Source organism: Flavobacterium anhuiense, from assembly GCF_001705175.1.
Taxonomy (GTDB): Bacteria; Bacteroidota; Bacteroidia; order Flavobacteriales; family Flavobacteriaceae; genus Flavobacterium; species Flavobacterium anhuiense.
Genome location: NZ_CP016907.1, coordinates 3,157,607 through 3,180,567 on the forward strand (window position 1 = coordinate 3,157,607; position 22,961 = coordinate 3,180,567).

Below are 22,961 nucleotides of genomic sequence, written 5' to 3' on the forward strand. Positions count from 1 at the left end.
AATGAAACAGGTTTATATACTATTATTGTCTTTGATGATGTTAACGATTTCATCATGCGAAGAATACACTGAAATAACACCCAAAGGCGCTTTGGTGATCGAAACTCCTCAACAGTTTCTTGAATTAGTTTCGCTGCCAAATAGAGGGTATCCAATCAATAACTTTCAATATTTGTCAGATGACCAATGGATGAGAGAGGCCAACGTAATAGGAAGAACGCCAAACATTGACATCATTAATTTTACTTTTGATGAAACTATAGACAGGGTTTCTTTATTCACAGCTTCAAGTTTTTATAATCAAGCTTATACTTATATTAATAGATGGAATACTGTTATTTCGTTGGTTGATGATAGTAAAGGAGATGAGAGCATAAAGCAATTGGCCAAAGCCGAAGCTAAAATTTACAGAGCATACGATCATTTCTTATTAGTAAATACGTATGCTAAGGCATATGATCCGCAAACCGCTGCGACTGATGGAGGAATTTGTATCATGGATAAATTTGATCTGGAAGCGCAGCCTTCAAAATCTACTGTTGCTCAGGTTTACGATTTCATACAGAAAGATATAGAAGATGCGTTGCCATATTTGAAGGAAAAACCAATGGATGTTTATCATCCTTCATTGGCATTTGCCTACGCATTTAAAGCTAAAGTACATTTGTTTAAACGCGAAATTGCGGCGGCACAGGCTGCGGCAGAAAAGTCATTGAGTTATAACAATCAGATATTTGATATGGTTGCTTACAGCGCAAAAGGAGGGCCAACATCAGTGGCTGTTCCAGCTGCAGACAATATTGAAGTTCTTAGTTATATGTACATGACAGGTTATAACGAAATGAATTTTGCGCAGAGCTATATTATTAGCCCTGAATTGAGAACTTTATTTGGAACAAATGATGCTCGTTTTAATTTGTTTTTCAATTCTACGAGTACAACCAATTTAGATCAGGGTTCGAATACTGCTTATTGGGGAGTTCAATATACAAGGTTTTTTTATCCAACAGTTGGCATGAAGACTACTGAAGTATATTTAATGCTAGCAGAATGTTATGCCAGAGACAATAAATTAAACGAAGCAGTAGGAGTTTTAAATACTTTAAGAGCAAAACGTATTCTATCTGGCACAGTAAATTTAACGGTTCCTGCAACTAGAAAAGAAACTATGGAATTGGTGGTGAACGAACGCAGAAAAGAACTGCTTTTAGGATTTAATAGATTTTTTGACCTAAAGCGATTAAATACAGAAGCAGAATATGCAAAAACAATAACAAGAGTATTTCCAATCGTAAACAAAACAGTTCCTCAAAAGACTTATACATTGCAGCCTAACTCAAGATTGTACATTATTCCGTTTCCTTTATCGGCACTGACAAAAAATCCAAAGCTTACTTTAAATACAGACGAAAAAGTTCCGTTTTAATTTCAATGAAAAAGTTAATTATAATACTAACCATGCTGTCTGCTTGGCAGCATGGTTTTGCTCAAACCCCAGAAAAAAAAGCCGATAGTACCAGTACACAGCCCAAAGGCATGCAGGCTTATAATAAGGTAATAACAGAAAAAGCAAAAAATAAATCAGGGCTTTTTACTGTAAGCCAGGTTGATACTAAATATTATTTTCAGATTCCAGATAGCTTGTTTAATAGATACATGCTAGTGGTAACACGATATTTATCTACTCCGGAAGGAATGGGAGCTTTTGGAGGAGAAAAAGCCAACGAACAAACCATTTATTTTGAAAAAGGAGCTAATAACACGGTTTATTTGAGATCGCTTCAATATAAGCAAGATGTGCGTTCGGCTGATTCAATGTTGGCAAAAGCATTGGCTGGAAGTAATGAAAACCCAATTGTAGGGGCTTTTCCAATAAAGACAACTAATCCAGATAACGGAAATATTGTTATTGATGTAACAGATGCATTCAAAAAAGATAATCCGATGTTTTCTTTAGAAAGCAAAGAGAAAACAGAAAAAAAACTGACTTCTCTTGCCGATGATAAATCTTTTATTGAGGCTATTGATACCTATGCAATCAATATCGAAGTGAAAACCACAAAAACGTACACAAGCAGTACTGCAAGCAGCGGAAGCATAACCATTAGATTAAATACATCTATTGTATTATTGCCTAAAACACCAATGCGCAAACGTTTTTTTGATGAAAGAGTGGGATACTTTGCCAACAAATATGTCCTTTTTGATGATGACGAACAACGCGCACAGAAGAAATTTATCATTCAGAGATATCGTTTAGAGCCAAAAGAAAAGGATATTAAAAAATATCTAAAAGGCGAATTGGTTGAACCAAAAAAGCAAATAGTTTATTATATAGATCCAGCAACGCCAAAAAAATGGAGACCATATTTAATTGCGGGAATCAACGACTGGCAGAAAGCTTTTGAGGCCGCTGGTTTTAAAAATGCGATTGTAGGGAAAGAATGGCCAGAAGACGATAAAACGATGAGTCTAGAAGATGCAAGGTATTCTGTAGTAAGATATTACGCTTCTGAAACGCCAAATGCTTATGGGCCTCGTGTGAGCGATCCAAGAAGCGGTGAAATTATAGAAAGCCATGTTGGTTGGTATCATAATGTGATGAAATTAGTGCAGCGCTGGTATATGATTCAGGCTGGACCTCTTGACGCGAGAGCAAGAAAAATGCATCTGGATGATGAATTAATGGGACAATTAATCCGTTTTGTTTCTTCGCATGAAATAGGTCACACTATTGGTTTACGCCATAATATGGGAGCAAGCAATGCTACTCCAGTCGAAAAACTTCGTGACAAAAAATGGGTAGAAGCCAATGGCCATACCGTTTCTATTATGGATTATGCCCGCTTTAATTATGTGGCGCAGCCAGAAGACAATATTAGTCCAAAAGGAATTTATCCGCGTATTGGAAGCTACGACAAATGGGCGGTTCAATGGGGTTATGGATATTATCCAAATGCGAAGGACGAGTTTGAAGAAGAAAAAATATTGGCAAAATTAACTACTGATAGTTTAGCTGCTAATCCTAAATTATGGTTTGGGGGAGAAGGTAAGGATGAAGATCCGCGCAGCCAAAGAGAAGATATCGGCGATGACGCAGTAAAGGCAAGTGATTACGGAATAAAAAATTTAAAGCGCGTTGTGCCAAATCTTATCGAATGGACCTATCAGCCTAATGATGCTTACGATAATTTATCGGATATGCACAAAGCGGTGGTGTCACAATATAGTATCTATTTGTACCATGTATTGAAATATATCGGCAATAATTATGTGACCAAAAGAACTGTAGATGAAAAAGGTGTTGTCTATCAGCAGATACCAAAAGCAAAAGTAAAAGCCGCGATTGACTATGTCGGAAGACAATTGTTTGTAGCTCCGCTATGGATGTACCCACAGGAAATTGATCAGCTTATTTCTTTAAAAACAGCTGATCAAATTTCAGATCAGCAGAATCAGGTTTTAAATATGCTTTTAAGTCCAGGCATGCTGTACAATATCAGTCTTAAATCGATCCAGTTTGAAAATGCTTATACAGTTCCTGAATTTTTAAACGATTTGCAGCAGACTGTTTGGGTAAAATTTACAGGCGATGAAAAGCAGGACTTTTACAGAAGAAGTTTACAGCGTGGTTATATTGAAAAACTAGGCATGCTTTTATTGCCAAAAGAAGCAGAACCCGGAAAAGCTTTAAATGCAGCTCAGCGAAGCGATATTAGATTGTATGGGAAACAGCATCTTTTAAAATTAAGAGATGAAATCAAAAAATTAGAAGATGCTTCTTCAGGATTCAATAAAGACCACTTCGAAAGCATTTTAATCGAAATCGATAAAATCGTTAATAAATTAGATAAAACCGCGATATGAAAAAAATATTAGTTGTAGCATTGATTTGCTTAAGTACTCTGGCTCAGGCACAATTAACGTCAAAAGAAGAAGTGACTCCAGAATTGGTGCAAAAAAGAGAAGAGCAAAAGAAAGAAATTACAAAGAGTTATTTGGCTTTAAAAAATAGCTTAATACTTTCGGATAGCCTTGTTGCCGTTAAAAGTGCTGTGGCTTTGACGAATTCTTTGAAAAATTTCAAGTTTAAGAAATTAACGTTGGAGCAAATGAACATTGCTACAATTTCAAGAAAAGAAATTATAGAATTGGCTAATCAGATTGCCGCGACAAAAAACATTAATAAACAGCGCAAGATTTTTGAGACTCTTTCAGTAAAGTACTGGGATCAGGCTTCAAAGTTTAAAGCAGCAGATGAAACATTATATTTACAAGTCTGCCCAATGACTGGCGCAGTTTGGACAAGCGATAGTAAAGAAATCAAAAATCCATATTATCCCAAAAATATGCTTACCTGTGGTGAAGTAAAAGCAACTTTATAGTTTTTTTAATTTGAATTAGTTTGATAGATGCGGTCTTCTTTGTAGGGAAGCCGTATTTGTCGTTTAGAATACTTAATGCCACCGTTATAGTTAAAACTATTGTAGGAACAATTGAAAAAAAAGCCTGTAAACATCAAGTTTACAGGCTTTTTTGTGGAGTCACGGGGATTTCATTCGAACAGCTAATTCCCATCGTAATGTTTATTGATAAACTTAAACAATATTCATTAAAATAGTATATGTGATTTAAGTTCGAGACAAAGAAGATTGCAATCATTTTACATTATGTCCAGTATTTGAAAGTAGTATTATTTGAGCTTTTATTAGGTATAATTTTTCCTTTATATTTTCTTTTTCGAGTTTTTGAAGTAATAAAGGAAACTCCGAATCAATCATCTTTAAGTGCACTAAAGAATAATTATCTGTTTTCTTTCATTATTGTATTTGTTTAAAGGATAATAATCTTTAAAAACATATATAAAAAGAATGATTATCTGATTTTAAGTATGAATAAAAATATTTAATCTTTTATTTTAAAATTTGCAGGATAAAAAACTAAATATTATCATCAAATGAAAGCGAACATAAAAGAAGAGAGGGGAATAAACGAAAAGCAGGATATTAAAAATACTCAGAATGCAATCAAGAATGATTTTGCATTCACACTAAAGAGCACTTGTTTAGATGAAAACTATCATCCCTCAAGCCAAACACGTTTGACAACCAATTTTGCAAATCTGGCTAGAGGAGATAAGCGCCAGCAAAACTTACGCAATGCCTTAAATATGATTAACAATCGATTCAATGCATTGGCTCATTTGGATAATCCAAAAGCTGATCGTTACCTTATAGAACTTGAAATCCTCACAGTAACGATGAGTATTGATGATAAAAATGGCAGTAACGATTTACCGATGATTGAAGTTTTAAAAACGAATATTATTGACCGTAAAACTGGCCAGCAAATCGAAGGGGTTGCCGGAAACAATTATTCTTCTTATGTTCGTGATTATGATTTCAGTATTTTATTGACCGAGTACAATAAAAATAAATCTACTTTTTCTATTCCTGAAAATTTTGGCGATTTGCACGGAAAACTTTATAAATGTTTTGTGAATTCGGTCACTTATAAAGAGCATTTTAAGATGTCACCGATCATTTGTTTAAGTGTATCGAGCAACAAAACGTATACCCGCACTGACTACCAGCATCCTGTTCTGGGTTTTGAGTATCTGCAGAATGAATATTCTCTCACTGATGAATATTTCTCTAAAATGGGTTTAAAAGTTCGTTTTTTCATGCCTCCGAATAGTGTGGCACCGATGGCTTTTTATCATTCTGGAGATCTGCTTGCTGATTATACTGATCTTGGATTAATCAGCTCAATCAGCACAATGGAGACTTTCCAGAAGATTTATCGTCCTGAAATTTACAATGCAAATTCAGTGGCTGGAAAAATCTATAAGCCTAGTCTTAAACACGAAGATTATTCACTGACTCGCGTGGTTTATGACCGCGAAGAGCGCAGCCGACTGGCTGTTGAGCAGGGTAAATATGCAGAAGAGCATTTTATTAAGCCTTACAAAAGTCTCTTGGAACAATGGTCTGCTAATTTTACCCTTTAATTGATTACATCGCATTAAAATTATATTATTATGAAAAAATTATTACTACCCACCTCTATTGTTGGAAGTTTACCCAAACCAGCCTGGCTTGCACCACCCGAAAAACTTTGGTCACCATGGAAATTAGAAGGAGATCAGTTACTTGAAGGGAAACAGGATGCCCTGCGCATTTCTCTGCAGGAACAGCAATTGGCAGATCTGGATATCATTTGTGACGGCGAACAAACACGCCAGCATTTTGTAACAACTTTTATCGAGCATTTAAGCGGTGTAGATTTTGAAAACCGTAAAACCGTAAAAATCCGTAACCGTTATGATGCGAGTGTTCCAGTGGTTGTAGGTGAGGTTGCACGCCAAAAAGCAGTTTTTCTTGAAGATGCTAAATTTTTACGCAAACAGACTAATAAACCTATAAAATGGGCATTGCCAGGCCCGCTGACAATGGTAGATACCTTGTACGACGACCATTATAAAAGCCGGGAAAAATTGGCGTGGGAATTTGCGAAAGCACTCAATGAAGAAGCAAGAGAACTTCAAGACGCAGGGGTAGATATTATCCAGTTTGATGAACCTGCATTTAATGTGTTCTTTGATGAAGTGAACGATTGGGGAATGGCGGCATTAGAAAGAGCCATTGAAGGTTTACATTGTCAAACTGCTGTTCATATTTGTTATGGTTATGGAATACAGGCAAATACCGATTGGAAAAAGACATTAGGTTCTGAGTGGCGACAATACGAAGAAATTTTTCCGAAAATTCAAAAATCTAAAATTGATGTGGTGTCTTTAGAATGTCACAACTCCAATGTGCCTTTAGATTTAATGGAATTGGTTCGCGGTAAAAAAGTAATGGTCGGTGCCATTGATGTGGCAACTAACACTATCGAAACGCCAGAAGAAGTAGCTGATACCCTGCGTAAAGCTCTTGAGTTTGTAGATGTCGAAAATCTTTACCCTTCTACAAACTGCGGTATGGCTCCGTTATCTCGAAACGTAGCTAGAGGCAAATTAAGTGCTTTAAGCGCAGGAGCAGAAATTATACGCAAAGAACTTGGGATTAGTCTCGATATTAATAATGGAGTCCATACTTCTATGGAGGAATAATATTTAATACACATTGAAAAAATTATTACAAGTATTAAAAAAAGCAGGTTTCGACGGTTTCCTGTTAATGATAGCCACCATGATTCTGATGGCTTATTTTTTACCAAAGCCAGGCATGGTTAAAGAACCTGTTTCGCTGGAGGAGATTGCCAATGCTGGGGTTTCCTTGATTTTCTTGTTTTATGGCATGCGACTGAGTGCTGAGAAACTAAAAGCCGGACTTTCCAACTGGAAAATGCACATTGTCGTCCAGTTGACCACCTTTTTATTTTTTCCGCTCATTGTTTTGGCATTTCGCCCGTTGTTTGTCAATAACGGGTTCGAGCTGCTGTGGTTGGGTGTATTTTTTCTGGCGGCTTTACCGTCAACAGTATCCTCTTCTGTAGTAATGGTTTCTATCGCCAAGGGAAATATTCCCGCAGCGATTTTCAATGCAAGCATTTCTAGTTTGATCGGAGTATTGGTTACGCCGCTCTGGGTTGGGCTGTTTATAGCTTCTGCGACAGGCGATTTTGATGTTACTCAAATCGTCATAAAGTTGATTCTTCAAGTCTTGCTGCCTGTCATGATTGGCATAAGCTTAAATTCCCGTTTTGGCGCCATTGCCGAAAAATACAAGAAGCAGCTCAAATATTTCGACCAGGCAGTTATTCTAACCATTATTTACACGTCGTTTTGCAAGTCATTCTCCGAACATCTTTTTGAAGGTTTCACCGCTCTGGAACTTGCCGGACTTGCTGTAGGGATGATGGCGTTGTTTTTTGTGATATTCTTTTGTGTAGGACTACTCAGCCGTCTGCTTGGTTTTTCAGATGAAGATCGTATTACGGTCTTATTCTGCGGGTCAAAAAAGTCATTGGTACATGGCACTGTTATGTCAAAAGTACTTTTTCAGCACAGTACTATCACCGGGATCGTATTGCTGCCGCTCATGCTTTACCATGCATTGCAATTGATTGCCGCCAGTATTATCGCTCAGGGTATGGCTCGGCGAAAAGAAGTGTAATTTTTGTTATATGAAATTAAGTGCAGGTTATTGTTTTTTTAATTAGTGCAAAATAAGATTTTTGTGTTGTTTCTAGTTGTATTTAAAGAATTTTATTCTAATTTAGAAATAATTAAACCTAATTTAAAGTAAAATTCTATGGAGCAGATAGATGATATTGATCTTCAGTTATTAAATATACTTCATGATAATTCTAAATATACAGTAAAAGAACTGGCAAAGATGGTAAATCTTTCCCCATCGCCAGTTTTTGAGCGTATTAAAAGATTAGAGAACAATGGTTATATTAAGAAATACATAGCGCTTCTTGATGCAGAAAAATTAAACAGGGGATTCATTGTTTTTTGTAATATCAAACTAAAACAGCACGATCGTAATATTGGGAATCAGTTTGTCAGTGATATTATGAAAATAGAAGAAGTTGTAGAATGTTATAATATCTCAGGAGATTACGATTTTTTAATGAAAGTTTCTGCCAAAGATATGAAGCATTATCAGGATTTTGTGTTTAATAAATTGGGATCAGTTGAAAGCATAGGAAGTACCCAAAGTACCTTTGTTATGTCGGAGATAAAAAATATGTATGGATAGCTCCGCGATGTTTTAAAATTATTTTGGAATTGCTATCATTTAGCATCAAAAAATTAAGATAAGCCAAAGGAGAAAAAATATCAACCCCCAAAAAAAACAAAAAGCCTGTAAACAATTTGTTTACAGGCTTTTTTGTGGAGTCGCCGGGAATCGAACCCGGGTCCAAACAAGCAACTAAAGAGCTTTCTACACGCTTATTTCCTGATTGGATTTTCGATGTTGAGCTAGGCCAGAAACAACCACCCAACACTTATCTTCTTAAATTTCGAAATCCACCCGAAGCTCATGGAAATCTAGGTTTATTTTTACGGTTCCCCTGAACGGAACGCCACAAACCAAGGCTTTCCAGGAGAATCCAGCTTCTCTACCTTGTAGAGACGTGGCGTAATCTTACTATGATTCGGATTATGCAGCTAAAGCGTAATTATTTTCGCCGTGTAAAAGTTCGAGATCTTATATTTACGAGCAAGGTCTCAATGCTCGACGTGCTTACTGTTCAATTCGACTTGCTGTCAAAACCAGTCGACCCCAAAAAATAAGTCTGCAAATTTAGAGTATTTGAAATTACTTTCTGCTAAAATTTTCAAAAAATATAAGTCCAAAGTCCAAAGTCGGAAAGTCTAAAGCCGGAAATCGAAACTTGAAAGTTATAAAGTTTTTAAAATCAAAAGCTTACTTTCTTTTGCTCCTTTTTATTGTACCTCAATTAGTATATTAAAAGACAAAGTCAAAATAGACAACAACTTTAAGACTTTGGACTTTCGACTTTGGGCTTTATGACTTTACAACTATTTTTACTCTTCGTCTTTAAAATTAAAAGGATAATCTCCAAAAATCGGAGCTAGTTTACGAACTGCATAAGTGTTTCTAGTCATCTTATTAGACAGGGCAATAATCGTTACGCCTTCTTTCATCAAAGTAATATAAGATGAGGTGTTTCCGTGCCACCATCCATTATGAAAATAAAAGTTCTGTCCCGTTTCCCAATTAATCATTCTAATGCCAAGACCGTAATTCTTAGTTCCTTTACGTTCATTGCTATAGCCAGTGTAAACTTGTTTTAATAATTCAGGTTTTAAGAAATCTGGCGATTGTCTTGCGCGATCAAATTTTAAAAGATCTCGTGCAGTCGAGAAGATATTTTTATCTCCGTAAACATTATCTAAATAATCAAAGCCAATTTCTACACCGTTGCCTTTATAAGAAGGAACAATTTTTTTTCTGTCTTTATCATCATCAAAAACATAAGTATGAGTCATTCCCAAAGGCTTAAAAATCATTTCAGACATGGCTTCTTTATAACTTAAGCCCGTAATTTTTTCTATAATAAGAGCCAGCATGGCATAATTCGTATTGCAATAACTAAAACGTGTTCCAGTTTTAGCTTCCAAACCAATATCTTTTGTAGCCAGAATATCTAAAATGTCTTTATTGGTTAATTGATTATGTCTGTCCCAAATCGATTTGTCGCGGTCTGTGAAATAAGCGTAATTACGCATTCCTGTGCGGTGATCCAATAACATTCTTATGGTACATTCTTCGTATGGGAAAGTTTTTAAAATAGTATTTACTTTTTGGTCCAAATCGATTTTACCTGCGTTAACCAATTTTAAAACCGCTGTGGCAGTTAGCACTTTGCTCACAGAAGCAATTTGTACAGGTGTTTCAGGAGTTATCTCTGTTCCTTCATTTTTATTGGCATAACCATTATATCTTTCAAATAAAATTTGTCCATTTTTGGCCACTAAGAAGCTTCCATTCATGGTATTATTTGGCCAATTTTTGTTGTAAAAGTGATTTATTCTGCCGACAACTGAGTTTTTATAAGCCTGTGAAACTTTCGGTTCAGCTCCTAACGGCTTCATTTTAGGTAAGGTATCTTCGACTGTCTGAGTTGTATCTGTGGCTGCTGTTTTGTTTTGGCCACATGAACTTAAAACCAGTATTGAAAAAAGTATTTGTGGTATCTTTGTTTTTTTAAGGAAAATCATTTGCATCGTTCTTTAAAAACAAATATATCGAATTCAATTTTGTTGTATTCTTGGTTCTGGGGCTCTATTTTGTGTTTTTTAACATTTTTTTAAGAAAACTAAATTTTACTCGGTTGTTTTTCAGCTTTTAACGGTTTTGGAACATTTTAAATAGAATTTTTGAAACAAAATTTTAACTAAATTTGTTATATTTGAAACAAATATGTTTTAAAAAGTTATATTATTAAATACTAAAAAACCAATCTAATGAAATTTGGAATCATAAAAGAGAGAAAAAACCCGCCTGACAGAAGAGTTGTTTTTTCTCCAAATGAATTGACAAGATTAAAGCAACTTTATCATGATGCCTCTGTAAAAGTCGAAAGTTCAGATATCAGAATTTTTTCTGATGATGACTATAAAAATATGGGAATTACCCTTACTGATGATGTTTCTGACTGCGATATTTTATTTGGTGTGAAAGAAGTTCCTGTAGAAAGCTTGATTCCTAATAAAGCGTATTTCTTTTTTTCTCATACAATTAAAAAACAGCCTCATAATAGAAAATTACTTCAGGCGATTTTAGAAAAAAATATTGATTTATACGATCATGAAACGATTGTAAACGAACACGATCATCGTTTAATTGGTTTTGGAAAATATGCTGGAATGGTTGGTGTTTATAACGGAATCCGCGCATTCGGAATTAAATTCGAATTGTTCAAACTTCCAAAAGCAGAAACTCTTTCAGGAAAAGAAGATTTGATAAAACACTTAAAGCGTATCACAATGCCAGCTCTGAAATTTGTAGTTACTGGAACTGGAAAGGTTGGGAGCGGAGCCAAAGAAATTTTGGATGCTATAAAAGTGAAGGAAATTACAATTGATAATTATTTGACTAAAAAATATGCTCAAGCGGTTTATGTGCAATTGGATGTTTTGGAATACAACAAAAGGAAAGACGGGCAGGTTTTGGATTTTGTAGATTTTGTTAAGCATCCAGAAGAGTATGAATCTGATTTTGAACGATTCACGAAAGTATCTGACATTTATTTTGCTGGACATTTTTATGCCAATAATGCACCGATGATTTTAACCAAAGAAATGCTGAACGCAAGCGACTGCAAATTGAAAGTGGTAGCTGATATTTCTTGTGATGTTAACGGTCCGATTGCTTGTACAATACGTTCGTCAACCATTGAAGATCCCTTATATGGGTATTTTCCGTTAGAAGATCGTGAAGTTGATCTTTTTCATCCAGCTGCAGTTGCAGTAATGGCAGTAGATAATCTGCCGTGTGAAATTCCAAAAGATGCCAGCGAAGGTTTTGGAGAACAATTTATGGAACACGTAATTCCAGCTTTCTTCAACGGTGATAAAGACGGAATCTTAAAACGCGCCAAAATCACTGAAAACGGAAAACTAACAGAAAGATTCAGTTATTTGCAGGATTATGTAGACGGTAAATAAATTATGAGTTTTGAGTTATGAATTATGAGTTAGCCGACTTTGTCTATAAAATAAAAGGAGAAACATTTATGTTTCTCCTTTTATTATTTACGTTAGAGTAATAACTCATAATTCATAACTCAAACCATATCTTCAGGTTTTACCCAAGCATCAAAATCTTCTGGAGTTACATAACCAAGTCGGACAGCTTCTTCTTTTAAAGTTGTTCCGTTTTTGTGAGCGGTTTGAGCAATTTCAGCAGCTTTATAATATCCAATTTTGGTGTTTAAAGCAGTGACTAGCATAAGCGAATTATCTACTAATTCTTTGATGCGTTTATGATTTGGTTCGATTCCCTGTGCGCAATGTTCGTCAAAAGAAACACAGGCATCACCTAATAATTGGGCAGATTGTAAAAAGTTGGCTGCCATTACAGGCTTGAAAACATTCAGTTCATAGTGCCCTTGCATACCGCCAACGGCAATTGCCATATCATTTCCAATAACTTGAGCGCAAACCATGGTTAAAGCTTCACATTGCGTTGGGTTTACTTTTCCAGGCATAATAGAAGAACCTGGTTCATTTTCAGGAATATGAATTTCGCCAATTCCAGAACGAGGACCTGAAGCCAGCATTCTAACATCGTTGGCAATTTTATTTAAAGAGACAGCCAATTGTTTTAAAGCTCCGTGTGTTTCTACAATTGCATCGTGTGCTGCAAGCGCTTCAAACTTATTTTCTGCCGTGACAAAAGGATGGTTGGTAAATTTTGCGATATATTCTGCGACTTTTACATCATATCCTTTTGGAGTGTTTAATCCTGTTCCAACAGCTGTTCCTCCAAGAGCGATTTCAGATAAATGGGATAAAGTATTTTTTAAGGCTTTTAATCCGAAGGCTAGTTGTGCTGCGTAACCTGAAATTTCCTGACCAAGAGTTAATGGTGTCGCATCCATTAAGTGCGTACGGCCGATTTTGACAACATCTTTAAATTCTGCAGCTTTTTTGGCTAGGGTAGCATGAAGTTTTTCGATACCAGGAATGGTAGTTTCTACGACCATTTTGTAAGCGGCAATATGCATTCCAGTTGGGAAAGTGTCATTTGACGATTGGGATTTGTTTACATCGTCGTTGGCTTTTATAAATTGTTCGCCTTCGCCAATTTCAAAACCTTTAAGGACTTGAGCGCGGTTGGCAATTACTTCGTTTACGTTCATATTGCTTTGCGTTCCAGAACCCGTCTGCCAGATTACAAGAGGGAATTGGTCATCTAGTTTTCCCTCAAGAATTTCGTCGCAAACTGCTGCGATTGCATCTCTTTTTTCGATTGGCAAAACGCCTAAATCGTAATTGGCATAAGCAGCGGCTTTTTTTAAGTAAGCAAAACCTTCTATGATTTCTTTTGGCATGGATGCCGCCGGCCCAATTTTGAAATTATTTCTAGATCGTTCTGTTTGTGCACCCCAATATTTGTCGGCTGGGACTTGAACTTCGCCCATGGTGTCTTTTTCTATTCTGTATTTCATTATGTTGTATGTAAAAATGTTATTTGTAAAATGTGAAATGTTTTGATGAAATTCCTCTGAACTCTTTTAGAGAAAGGGATTGTATGACCTAAAAAAGCTTATTTAAAATGAGTATAAATATACGGATAAATGTTATTTAACGAAAATTGATTTAGATTTTATTGCTGAGAAAAAATATATACCCTACATTTGTGGTAACATTCAAAAATTCCGGAAAACATGTTTGAATTTTCACAGTACTTAGGTTTTTTACTTTTCTTAACCATACTAACTATAGGGTTTTGGTTAATGTTTTTCTTGGTAGGTTTCTTATCTTATTGGGTAACAGGAGCTAGCTGGGAAATGATTAAAGAAAAAAGAGCCAGAAAAAGACAAGAAGAACAATCTATTTAATTTTAGATTGATGTCATAAAAAAAGAACCCAAAAGGTTCTTTTTTTTTGTGCCAAAAAAAAGGAAATTCCAATCCGGAAGCCTCGGGACAAATTCCAAATTCCAATTTGACAAGCTTATTTAAAGCCGATAGGTTTTTAAAAACTGTCGGGTTCCTTATAAATAGAAAATTCCAAATCCCAATGATAAAATTGGAATTTGGAATTTTTTATCCAGATTGGAATTTAAAAGATTTTATCCAGGAAAATCTCCACCGCCGTCTCCACCGCCATCATTTCTTGGCTGTGCATTTTTATCTCTTTCACCTTTTGGTTTGTTGAAACGGTATGTGAATGATAAATTGAACTGACGTTTACGGAATTGGAATTCGCTATATGAACTTACATCATCTAAATACGTGTACGATCTCATTTTTCTTGAATTGAATACGTCGCTAATGTTGAAAGCAATAGTTCCTTTGTCTTTCATGACATCTTTGCTGAAAGCAGTATTCATTCCGAATTGGCCTAAGTTTTTACCTTGAGCTGTTTTTTGTTCTCCGTTATACATTGCTGTCAACTGCCAGTCAATTTTGTACGGAAGTGTAACTTTAGAGTTTACTCTTGCAAACCAAGAATTAGCTTGATTGTCTAAATTCTGAACAATAAGATTTCCTTGTGTATCTGTATAACTATGTTCTCCTGTAGTTTTTACATTGAAGAAGTTAAAGTTACTGTTTAATTTCCACCATTTGAATGGAGTGTAATTGAACGTAAATTCGAAACCAAATTTTTGCTCTTTTCCTAAGTTAATAGGTTGGCTTTTGATTACAGGCACTCCATTAACTTCGTCTCCAGTAGGAGATCGTACAAAGCTGAAAACATCTTTTGTGTCTTCAAAATATGCCGATGTATTGAAGGTTACTTTATCCCATTTTTTGATGTAGCCAATATCATATTTGTCTGTCAAAGAAGGGTCTAAGTCTGGATTTCCTTGAAAGATGTTAACGTTACTAGCGTAGTTAACTGCTGGGTTCATGAAACGTCCTCTTGGTCTTGACAAACGTTTGCTATAGCTTGCAGAGAAATTACTTTGATCTGAGATTTCGTAACTAATAAAAGCACTTGGAAATAAGTTGTTGTATTTTTTAGTATTGAAATCGCTATTGTCTAGCAAATTAACATGGATGTCCGTGTCTTCCCATCTTAAACCAAATAAATAAGAGAATTTATTTACTTTGAAACCATACTGTGTGTAAAGCGCATTGATGTTTTCTTTGTATTCTAAAGTATTTGATAAATTAGGATCTTTTGCTCCTCCATTTTCAGTTACATAATATTCGTTGTTTAGATCTCCAAAACTTCCTTTATATCCTGCTTCAAACTGGCTTCCTTTTCCTAGCGGAAGAACATAATCTGCCTGAAATAATACTTGTTTTTGGATCTGATCGTTTAGCGTATTATTGAAATTCGGTGAGGCTGTAATAGTGCTGTAGCTATCATCTGTATTTCTTGAAATAGAAAGGTCTGCGGTAAGTTTGTGTCCCTTATCGTTGAAATTCTTAATCAAATTAGAAGTGTACTCAAAGTTTTCGCTTCCAGTATCTGCGTTGTTTAAACGATACGTTGTTCCAGTAAAATTGCGATCGGCATCGTAATTGTAATAATTGATCAAATCTCTATCGTCACCAGTATTTTTTTGGTAGTTGATAGCATTTGTCCAGAATGTAGATGGCGTTATGGTCCATTCAACACCAGCTCTTGCATTGAATCCGTTTCTGATACGTTTTGTATCGCGGTCTTCGTCTAAGAAACTTTTTGTTGTACCGTCTGGATTTAAATATTCAGAATTGGTCTGGCCAGCTCCTTCTGTAGTTCTGTAGTTGTAACCAGCAGTTGTAAAATAGTTTAACTTTTCAGTTTTGTAGTTTAAGTTAGCACTTAATCCATACGTTTCTGGTAAACCTGTTGAAGCAATAAAAGTTCCGTTGAAACCTTGATTTTTTCCTTTTTTAAGAACAATATTGATAATTCCAGAACCACCTTCAGCATCATAACGAGCTGATGGGTTTGTAATTACTTCTACTTTGTCGATTGCATCCGCTGGAAGCTGTCTTAAAGCTTCTGCAATATTTATAGCTTGCGAAGGTCTTCCGTCAATTAAAATACGAATGTTGTCGCTTCCTCTTAAACTTACATTTCCTTCTGTATCAACAGAAACAGAAGGGACGTTGTCTAAAACATCGCTAACACTTCCGCCTTTTACAATCATATCCTGACCAACGTTGTAAACTTTTTTGTCCAGTTTGATTTCTACAGTCGATTTTTCAGCGCGAACTACAACTTCGTTTAGTTGTGCAGCATCTTCAGATAGGTTTACGACACCTAAATTGGTATCGCCTTGAATGCTTTTCTGTTTAATTTCAGTCGATTTGAATGAAATGAACTCCACTTTTATATCGTAAGTTCCGGGTGCAACCGCAACTTCAAATTCTCCTTTCGGATTCGTAATACCTCCAGCAACAACTTTTGTATCATTTGGAGCAGTAAGTGAAATTGTAGCATACTCTAATGGTTGTTTGCTTACTTTCTCGAAAACTTTTCCGGTGACTTTTACTTTGGGTCTGCCTCCGGGACCTTGTTGAGAGTAATTGTAGAAACTTGTAAACATGAATACAAGCAATACAGCAAATTTGATTTTTTTCATTTTCTGGTTTTCTTTTTCTCTTTAGACGCCAAATGTAGTTTTTGGTTTAAAGAGAAGAATCACAAAAAAATGTTAATAGGGTATTTTAGAATCAATCTAAAAAAGAAGCAACAAGTTCTGGGTCTCGGCCAATTATAGCTTTTCCGTCTTTTACAACAATTGGACGCTCTATTAAAATTGGGTTTTCTACCATGGCATTTATAATCTCGTCATCGCTCAAGGTTTTTCCTTTAAAATTTTCGATCCAGATTTTTTCCTTAGTTCTAATGAGTTGGAATGGCTCTAAATTTAGTTGACCTAATAATGTTTTTAATTGGTCAAAAGATGGAGTTTCAGTTAAGTAAGGTATGATTTCAAAATCCTGATTCGATTTTTCAATAAAAGCTAGGCAATTTCTCGATTTTCCGCATCTTGGATTGTGGTAAATTTGTATCATTTTGTTATATTTAAACGTTTAATATTCGTAAAATAAAAAGGCGGTATTTTAGTGCTATCAAAAGTAAGATTAACTTATCGAATTTGAATTCTCATTTTTTAAAATTTTAAATTTATGTTTTTAGAACAAGGAATTAAGCCCGAAAATAAATTTTGGAAATATCTGTTAGGATCAGTTTTTATTATTTCGGCATCTTTTATAGGGCAAATTCCAATTACAGCAGCTGTATTTTATAAAACATTCACAGAACATATTGCTTTCCCAACTACAAATGAAGAAATAATGAAAATGTTTGAGTCTAATACAACTCTTTTTCTGATAATGATTTCTTTCATTTTTGCTTTTGCAGGAATTTATTTTGTGGTTAAATATATTCATCGCCAAACTCTATTGTCGGTGACAACTTCAAGATCTAAAGTGGATTGGAAAAGAATCTTGTTTTCTTTCTTTTTATGGTCATTTTTCTCCTTGCTCAGTTTTTTGTTCGTATATTTAAGATCTCCTGAGCAATTCGTATTGCAGTTTAAATTAGTTCCTTTTTTGACATTAGCAGTTTTAGGATGCATTTTAATTCCGATTCAGACTTCAACTGAAGAATATGTTTTTAGAGGTTATTTAATGCAGGGATTTGCCAATTTAGCTCAGAATAGATGGTTTCCGCTCTTAATGACTTCTGTGATATTTGGCTCGATGCATTGGACCAATCCTGAAGTTGAAAAAATGGGAGGTGTTATCATGATTTATTATATAGGAACGGGATTGTTTTTGGGTGTAATAACGCTGATGGATGAAGGGATGGAATTGGCACTCGGATTTCATGCTGCAAACAATCTTGTTGGAGCATTATTGGTTACTTCAGATTGGACCGTTTTTCAAACCAATTCTATATTTAAAGATCTTTCAGAACCTTCAGCAGGAATTGATGTAATTCTGCCAGTGGTTATTATTTATCCTATTCTGCTCTTTATTTTTAGTAAAAAATATGGCTGGACAAATTGGAAAGAAAAGCTAACAGGGAAAATTAGTAATGTCGAATTAAATGCTTAAGATTATGCAAAACTTAACTCAAAATAACGTTCACAATTATTTCAAATTAAATGGATATCATCTAAATGCAAAAGACTTGTGCCGTGTCGCTTATAGTTATATTAAAGAAGGAGATGCATATGAACAATCTATTGGAGAGTTCTTTTTAGACTGGTTTGATAAAAAAGATTATATCGAAATGACGACCTCTGGAACAACAGGACTTCCAAAACTGGTTAGATTAAAAAAACAAGCCATGATTCAATCGGCTTTGGCAACAGGTGATTTTTTTGGTTTGGAGCCAGGAGATAAAGCTTTATTATGTTTGCCAACGCAATTTATAGCAGGGAAGATGATGCTGGTGAGAAGTTTAATTTTAGGATTGGAATTAGATGTGGTTTCGCCAAGTCTGCATCCATTACAATTCAATACGACGACCTACGATTTTGTGGCAATGGTGCCGCTTCAGGTTCAAAACTCTATAGACGGACTCTCTAAAGTACGCAAATTAATTATTGGCGGAGCTAAATTAGATTCGGCTCTTGAGGAAAAGCTTTTGCCTTTAAAAACAGAAATCTACGAAACTTATGGAATGACCGAAACAATTACGCATATTGCGGCGAAACGTTTGGGGGATTCTGTTTTTTCAATTCTGCCAAATGTCAAAATCTCTCAGGACGATCGTCAATGCTTGGTGATTCATGTAGCTACAATTTCTGATGAGCCAATTGTCACAAATGATTTGGTAGAGTTGGTGAATGAACAGCAGTTTAAGTTTTTAGGTCGAATTGATAATGTAATCAATAGTGGAGGGGTAAAGCTGATTCCTGAACAGATTGAAGCTAAACTGACAGGAAAAATTGCTAATAGATTTTTTGTGACAGGACTTCCAGATACTACTTTAGGAGAAAAACTAGTTTTGGTTATAGAAGGAGAAAAACAAGAATTTGAACCTGATTTCTTTGATGTTTTAGGGAAATACGAGAAGCCAAAAGAAATAGTCTTCGTTTCAAAATTCAAAGAAAATGAAAACGGAAAGTTGTTGCGAAAACCTACTTTACAAGATTAAATACTAATCTTTTAAATTCGAAGTTTTCGCAATTTTGTCATTTCGACGTAAGGAGAAATCTTCGATAGAAATTCTACAAAGATTTGCTTATTGGAGCGGAGCTACTTGCGAAGATTTCTCCTTACGTCGAAATGACAAAGCTATATGGCATTAGAAAAAATAAAAAATTCCAAATTCCAAGTTTTAAGATTGGAATTTGGAATTTTAATATTGAGTATTCCGAAATAAATCGGATTTTGGAATTTATTTTTTACGTTCCATTAGCGCCATATAGAATCCATCAAAACCAGACTCTGAAGCTAACATTTTGCGGTCTTCAATAAAAGTAAATTGTTGCCCGATTTCTGTTTTTAAGAACTTTTCTACTTGTTCTTGGTTTTCTGATGGAAGAACAGAACAAGTCGCGTAAACTAATTTCCCTCCTGGTTTTACAATTTTAGAATAGCTTTCTAAAACTTCGCTCTGAACTTTACGAATGTTGTCGATAAATTCAGGTTGTAATTTCCATTTAGAATCTGGATTTCTTTTTAAAACTCCTAATCCGCTGCAAGGTGCATCAATTAAAACACGATCAGCTTTTTCGTGTAATTTTTTAATCACTTTTGTGCTGTCGATGATGCGATATTCAATATTAAAAGCACCATTTCTTTTTGCTCTTAATTTCAATTGCTTCAATTTACTTTCGTACAAGTCCATTGCAATCAATTGTCCTTTATTCTGCATTAAAGAAGCCATGTGTAATGTTTTTCCGCCCGCACCTGCGCAAGTGTCTACTACGCGCATTCCTGGTTTTACATCTAAAAAGTCTGCAACTAACTGAGAGTTGGCATCTTGAACTTCAAAAAGCCCTTGTTTAAAAGCATCTGTCAAAAATACGTTTGCTCTTTCTTTTAAAACAAGAGCATCTGGCTGGTCTTTTAAATATTCAGTTTCAATATTTAAATCCATTAAAGTATTTCTAAGACTTTCTTTTGTACCTTTTAAAGTATTAGTCCTTAGAATAACTTTTGCCGGCTGATTTTGCGCTGCAATTTCTTTTGCCCAAACTTTTTCTCCAAGTTCTTTTACGCCCAATTCATCCATCCAATCGGGAATAGATTCTTTTATGGCTCTAGTTTTAGATAATTCATCAAAGCGACCTTTGATTTTTCTTTCAGGAGTTCCTTCCAGTTGTCTCCAATCTGGAATTGGATAACCGCGTAAAACAGCCCAAACCGCAAACATTCTCCAAAGATTGTCTCTGTCGTAAGGTTCTTTTACTTCGGCAATTTCTGCATATAATCTTTTCCAGCGAACAATTTCGTATATCGTTTCAGCAACAAACTTCCTGTCAGAACTTCCCCAACGTTTGTCTTTTTTTAATGCTCTGGCTACCACTTTATCAGCATATTCTCCTTCGTTGAAAATGGCATTCAAAGAGTCAATGGTAGTATAAACTAAATTTCTGTGTAATCTCATTTCTATAATTTGAGTTGCAAAGGTACTATTAATTGATTGAAAGTTAAATTTTTAATACTGAATCTTAATCTAACTCGTATTAAAAGAAAAAAACACTCCAAATTAGAGTGTTTTTTTTGAATTATTTAAAAGCCTATTATTTTGTAATACGCGTTAATCCAATATTTTCAGGAGCGTGAAGCACCATCGGGAATTTTTCTATTTTAACAGAACTGCTGTCTAGACCAAAAGCTCTTTCCTCAGACAAACTCAGTTTTTTTATGAAGAAATAAGAGTTCATGATAATGTTTTCATGCCATCTTAAATCGTTGTCGTTTGATAAGAATTTCTCAGACAATACAAATTTAAAGTCTCCAATAATATTGTTCTTGTTTAAAGATTCGTAACGGCTGGTAATATCTACTTCACCTCGTTTTACCATGTCTTTGATAACTTCTCTAAACATCAAATTGATTTTGGTTGGTTCTCTAAATCCTAAGTTGAAATCAATTCTATAAATATCGTCTTTCGCAATTTCGGTTACTTTATACTGCGTTTTGTAAGGTTCAGTTAAAATATTAACGTGAACAAACCAATAAATATCAGCTCTTTTTGGACGTTTTTGAAGAATCGAATAAATTACTTTTTCTTCCAATTCATCAACGCGATTTGCATTGGTCATATAAACCAAATGTGTGGCATATTTCGGAATGGATAAATCTTGGCTTAACTCTACCAGAACCTGCTTGTAATCATCAACTTTGACCACTTTAGTGTAGTTTTTGTTGATTTTCTTAGCTAGATACCAGATTGTCATCACAGAAATAAGTAAACTCGCAATAATTAATGTTACGTAACCACCTTCGGCAAATTTGGTAATATTGGCAAAAAGGAAGCTGAACTCAATCAATAAATAAATTGTAATTAACGGTACCATAAAGTACAGTTTTACACGTTTCATGATTAAGTAGTAATTCAATAATATGGTTGTCATGATCATACACAAAATAATGGCAAGACCATACGCATGCTCCATGTTTCCTGATTTCTCGAAATGTAAAACGATTCCAACACAGCCAAAAAACAATAGCCAGTTGATTGACGGAATGTACAATTGACCTTTTACTTCTGTTGGATATTTGATTTTTACTTTTGGCCAGAAGTTCAGACGCATAGCCTCGTTAATTAATGTAAACGAACCAGAGATAAGCGCTTGAGATGCAATTACAGCGGCAAGAGTTGCAACTACGATTCCGAAAGGTAAAAACCAATGTGGCATAATCAAGTAAAACGGATTTCCGTTTTCACCTCCTAATTGCTGTAATGTGCTTCCTTCGTGGTGAATTAAATAAGCGGCTTGTCCAAAATAGTTTAAGACTAAAGTGGTTTTTACAAAAATCCAGCTAATCCTAATGTTTTTTCTTCCACAGTGTCCCATGTCAGAATATAAAGCCTCAGCTCCAGTTGTACATAAGAAAACAAATCCAAGAACGAAGAAACCATCAGGATGTATCGATAATAAATGATAAGCATAATAAGGATTAATCGCTTTAATTACTTCAGGATAATTCAATACCTGAATTGCTCCTAGTGTACCCAACATAGCGAACCAGATTAACATCATTGGAGCAAAGAATTTTCCAACCAATTTAGTTCCAAATTGCTGAATAGTAAATAAAACGAATAAAATGGTAATTACGATGTACACGATAGTTTGTGTCTGCATCGTTGGGTAAAATGCCCTAATTCCTTCTACAGCAGAAGAAATCGAAATAGGCGGGGTTATAATTCCGTCGGCGAGCAGGGCGCTACCACCAATAATCGCGGGTACTATAAGCCATTGAATTTTAGTTTTCTTTACCAATGCATATAAGGCAAAAATCCCTCCTTCACCGTGGTTGTCTGCACTTAAAGTAATAAGTACATATTTAATTGTAGTTTGTAATGTAAGTGTCCAAAACACACAAGAAATGCCTCCTAAAACAATATCAGCATTTATCGTATGATCACCCAAAATAGCCTTCATTACGTACAGTGGAGAAGTACCGATATCTCCATAAATAATCCCTAAAGTAATCAATAAACCCCCTATAGACAACTTACTATGTAAGTTTTTATGCGATGCGCTCATGTATAATTTTATAAAAAGACGGTTGCAAATTTACTGTTTTAAAACAAATTAGAGGCAATTAAAATTAAAAAGATAAAAAAAAGCACAATCGTAAAATTGTGCTTTCTTTTTTGAATATTATTTATTTCG

At 35.0% G+C, this 22,961-nt stretch carries 17 protein-coding genes and 1 other RNA gene; 11 read left to right on the plus strand and 7 right to left on the minus strand.

The window, feature by feature from the left end:
• Position 1 precedes the first annotated feature (1 nt).
• The 7 genes from BB050_RS13825 to BB050_RS13860 all read left to right on the plus strand — a co-directional run bounded on the left by BB050_RS13825 (position 2) and on the right by BB050_RS13860 (position 8,711).
• Positions 2–1,426, plus strand: coding sequence for a RagB/SusD family nutrient uptake outer membrane protein (locus BB050_RS13825; protein ID WP_066033944.1), 1,425 nt, complete (start codon positions 2–4; stop codon positions 1,424–1,426).
• Between the two features lie 5 nt (positions 1,427–1,431).
• Positions 1,432–3,867 carry a zinc-dependent metalloprotease gene (locus BB050_RS13830; protein WP_066033945.1) on the plus strand — a complete coding sequence of 812 codons (2,436 nt, stop codon included), beginning with the start codon at positions 1,432–1,434 and terminating at the stop codon, positions 3,865–3,867.
• Complete coding sequence (locus tag BB050_RS13835) at positions 3,864–4,385, plus strand: DUF3347 domain-containing protein (RefSeq protein ID WP_066033946.1); 522 nt, start codon at positions 3,864–3,866, stop codon at positions 4,383–4,385. Before BB050_RS13830 ends, BB050_RS13835 begins: the two co-directional genes overlap by 4 nt.
• Before the next feature lie 572 nt (positions 4,386–4,957).
• A complete protein-coding gene (locus BB050_RS13845; protein WP_123906996.1) occupies positions 4,958–6,010 on the plus strand; it encodes a DUF1852 domain-containing protein in 1,053 nt (350 codons plus the stop codon).
• Between the two features lie 30 nt (positions 6,011–6,040).
• Positions 6,041–7,114, plus strand: a complete 1,074-nt coding sequence (locus tag BB050_RS13850; RefSeq protein ID WP_066033948.1) for a methionine synthase — start codon at positions 6,041–6,043, stop codon at positions 7,112–7,114.
• Between the two features lie 13 nt (positions 7,115–7,127).
• Positions 7,128–8,120, plus strand: a complete 993-nt coding sequence (locus tag BB050_RS13855) for a bile acid:sodium symporter family protein (protein WP_066033949.1) — start codon at positions 7,128–7,130, stop codon at positions 8,118–8,120.
• A gap of 138 nt (positions 8,121–8,258) precedes the next feature.
• The gene (locus BB050_RS13860; protein ID WP_008468454.1) at positions 8,259–8,711 is read left to right on the plus strand and encodes an Lrp/AsnC family transcriptional regulator; all 453 of its coding nucleotides are present in this window, start codon (positions 8,259–8,261) and stop codon (positions 8,709–8,711) included.
• 132 nt (positions 8,712–8,843) lie between these two features.
• Here the strand turns inward: BB050_RS13860 and ssrA are convergent.
• Both ssrA and BB050_RS13870 read right to left on the minus strand, forming a co-directional pair.
• Positions 8,844–9,241, minus strand: a transfer-messenger RNA (tmRNA) gene (gene ssrA, locus BB050_RS13865).
• Positions 9,242–9,505: 264 nt separating this feature from the next.
• Complete coding sequence (locus BB050_RS13870; protein WP_008468458.1) at positions 9,506–10,708, minus strand: serine hydrolase domain-containing protein; 1,203 nt, start codon at positions 10,706–10,708, stop codon at positions 9,506–9,508.
• A 240-nt stretch (positions 10,709–10,948) separates the two neighbouring features.
• On the opposite strand from BB050_RS13870, the gene BB050_RS13875 reads away from it, so the two are divergent.
• On the plus strand, positions 10,949–12,151 hold the full coding sequence (locus BB050_RS13875; protein WP_066033950.1) for an NAD(P)-dependent oxidoreductase: 1,203 nt from the start codon (positions 10,949–10,951) through the stop codon (positions 12,149–12,151).
• Positions 12,152–12,270: 119 nt separating this feature from the next.
• On the opposite strand, the gene fumC is transcribed toward BB050_RS13875, so the two are convergent.
• The gene (gene fumC / locus BB050_RS13880; RefSeq protein ID WP_066033951.1) at positions 12,271–13,656 is read right to left on the minus strand and encodes a class II fumarate hydratase; all 1,386 of its coding nucleotides are present in this window, start codon (positions 13,654–13,656) and stop codon (positions 12,271–12,273) included.
• 219 nt (positions 13,657–13,875) lie between these two features.
• Between fumC and BB050_RS21885 the strand changes: the two genes are divergently transcribed.
• Positions 13,876–14,049: a hypothetical protein gene (locus tag BB050_RS21885; protein ID WP_008468464.1), complete on the plus strand. Its 174-nt coding sequence runs from the start codon at positions 13,876–13,878 to the stop codon at positions 14,047–14,049.
• A gap of 233 nt (positions 14,050–14,282) precedes the next feature.
• Here the strand turns inward: BB050_RS21885 and BB050_RS13885 are convergent, their stop codons facing one another.
• Both BB050_RS13885 and arsC read right to left on the minus strand, forming a co-directional pair.
• A complete protein-coding gene (locus BB050_RS13885; protein ID WP_066033952.1) occupies positions 14,283–16,733 on the minus strand; it encodes a TonB-dependent receptor in 2,451 nt (816 codons plus the stop codon).
• A gap of 91 nt (positions 16,734–16,824) precedes the next feature.
• Complete coding sequence (gene arsC, locus BB050_RS13890; protein WP_066033953.1) at positions 16,825–17,169, minus strand: arsenate reductase (glutaredoxin); 345 nt, start codon at positions 17,167–17,169, stop codon at positions 16,825–16,827.
• A 114-nt stretch (positions 17,170–17,283) separates the two neighbouring features.
• Here arsC and BB050_RS13895 point away from each other — a divergent pair, with 114 nt between their 5' ends.
• Complete coding sequence (locus BB050_RS13895) at positions 17,284–18,216, plus strand: CPBP family intramembrane glutamic endopeptidase (protein ID WP_066033954.1); 933 nt, start codon at positions 17,284–17,286, stop codon at positions 18,214–18,216.
• Between the two features lie 4 nt (positions 18,217–18,220).
• Positions 18,221–19,264: an AMP-binding protein gene (locus BB050_RS13900; protein ID WP_066035171.1), complete on the plus strand. Its 1,044-nt coding sequence runs from the start codon at positions 18,221–18,223 to the stop codon at positions 19,262–19,264.
• Positions 19,265–19,507: 243 nt separating this feature from the next.
• Here the strand turns inward: BB050_RS13900 and BB050_RS13905 are convergent, their stop codons facing one another.
• The gene (locus BB050_RS13905) at positions 19,508–20,722 is read right to left on the minus strand and encodes an RsmB/NOP family class I SAM-dependent RNA methyltransferase (protein WP_066033955.1); all 1,215 of its coding nucleotides are present in this window, start codon (positions 20,720–20,722) and stop codon (positions 19,508–19,510) included.
• Positions 20,723–20,858: 136 nt separating this feature from the next.
• The gene (locus tag BB050_RS13910; RefSeq protein ID WP_035692014.1) at positions 20,859–22,832 is read right to left on the minus strand and encodes a KUP/HAK/KT family potassium transporter; all 1,974 of its coding nucleotides are present in this window, start codon (positions 22,830–22,832) and stop codon (positions 20,859–20,861) included.
• Between the last annotated feature and the right edge of the window lie 129 nt (positions 22,833–22,961).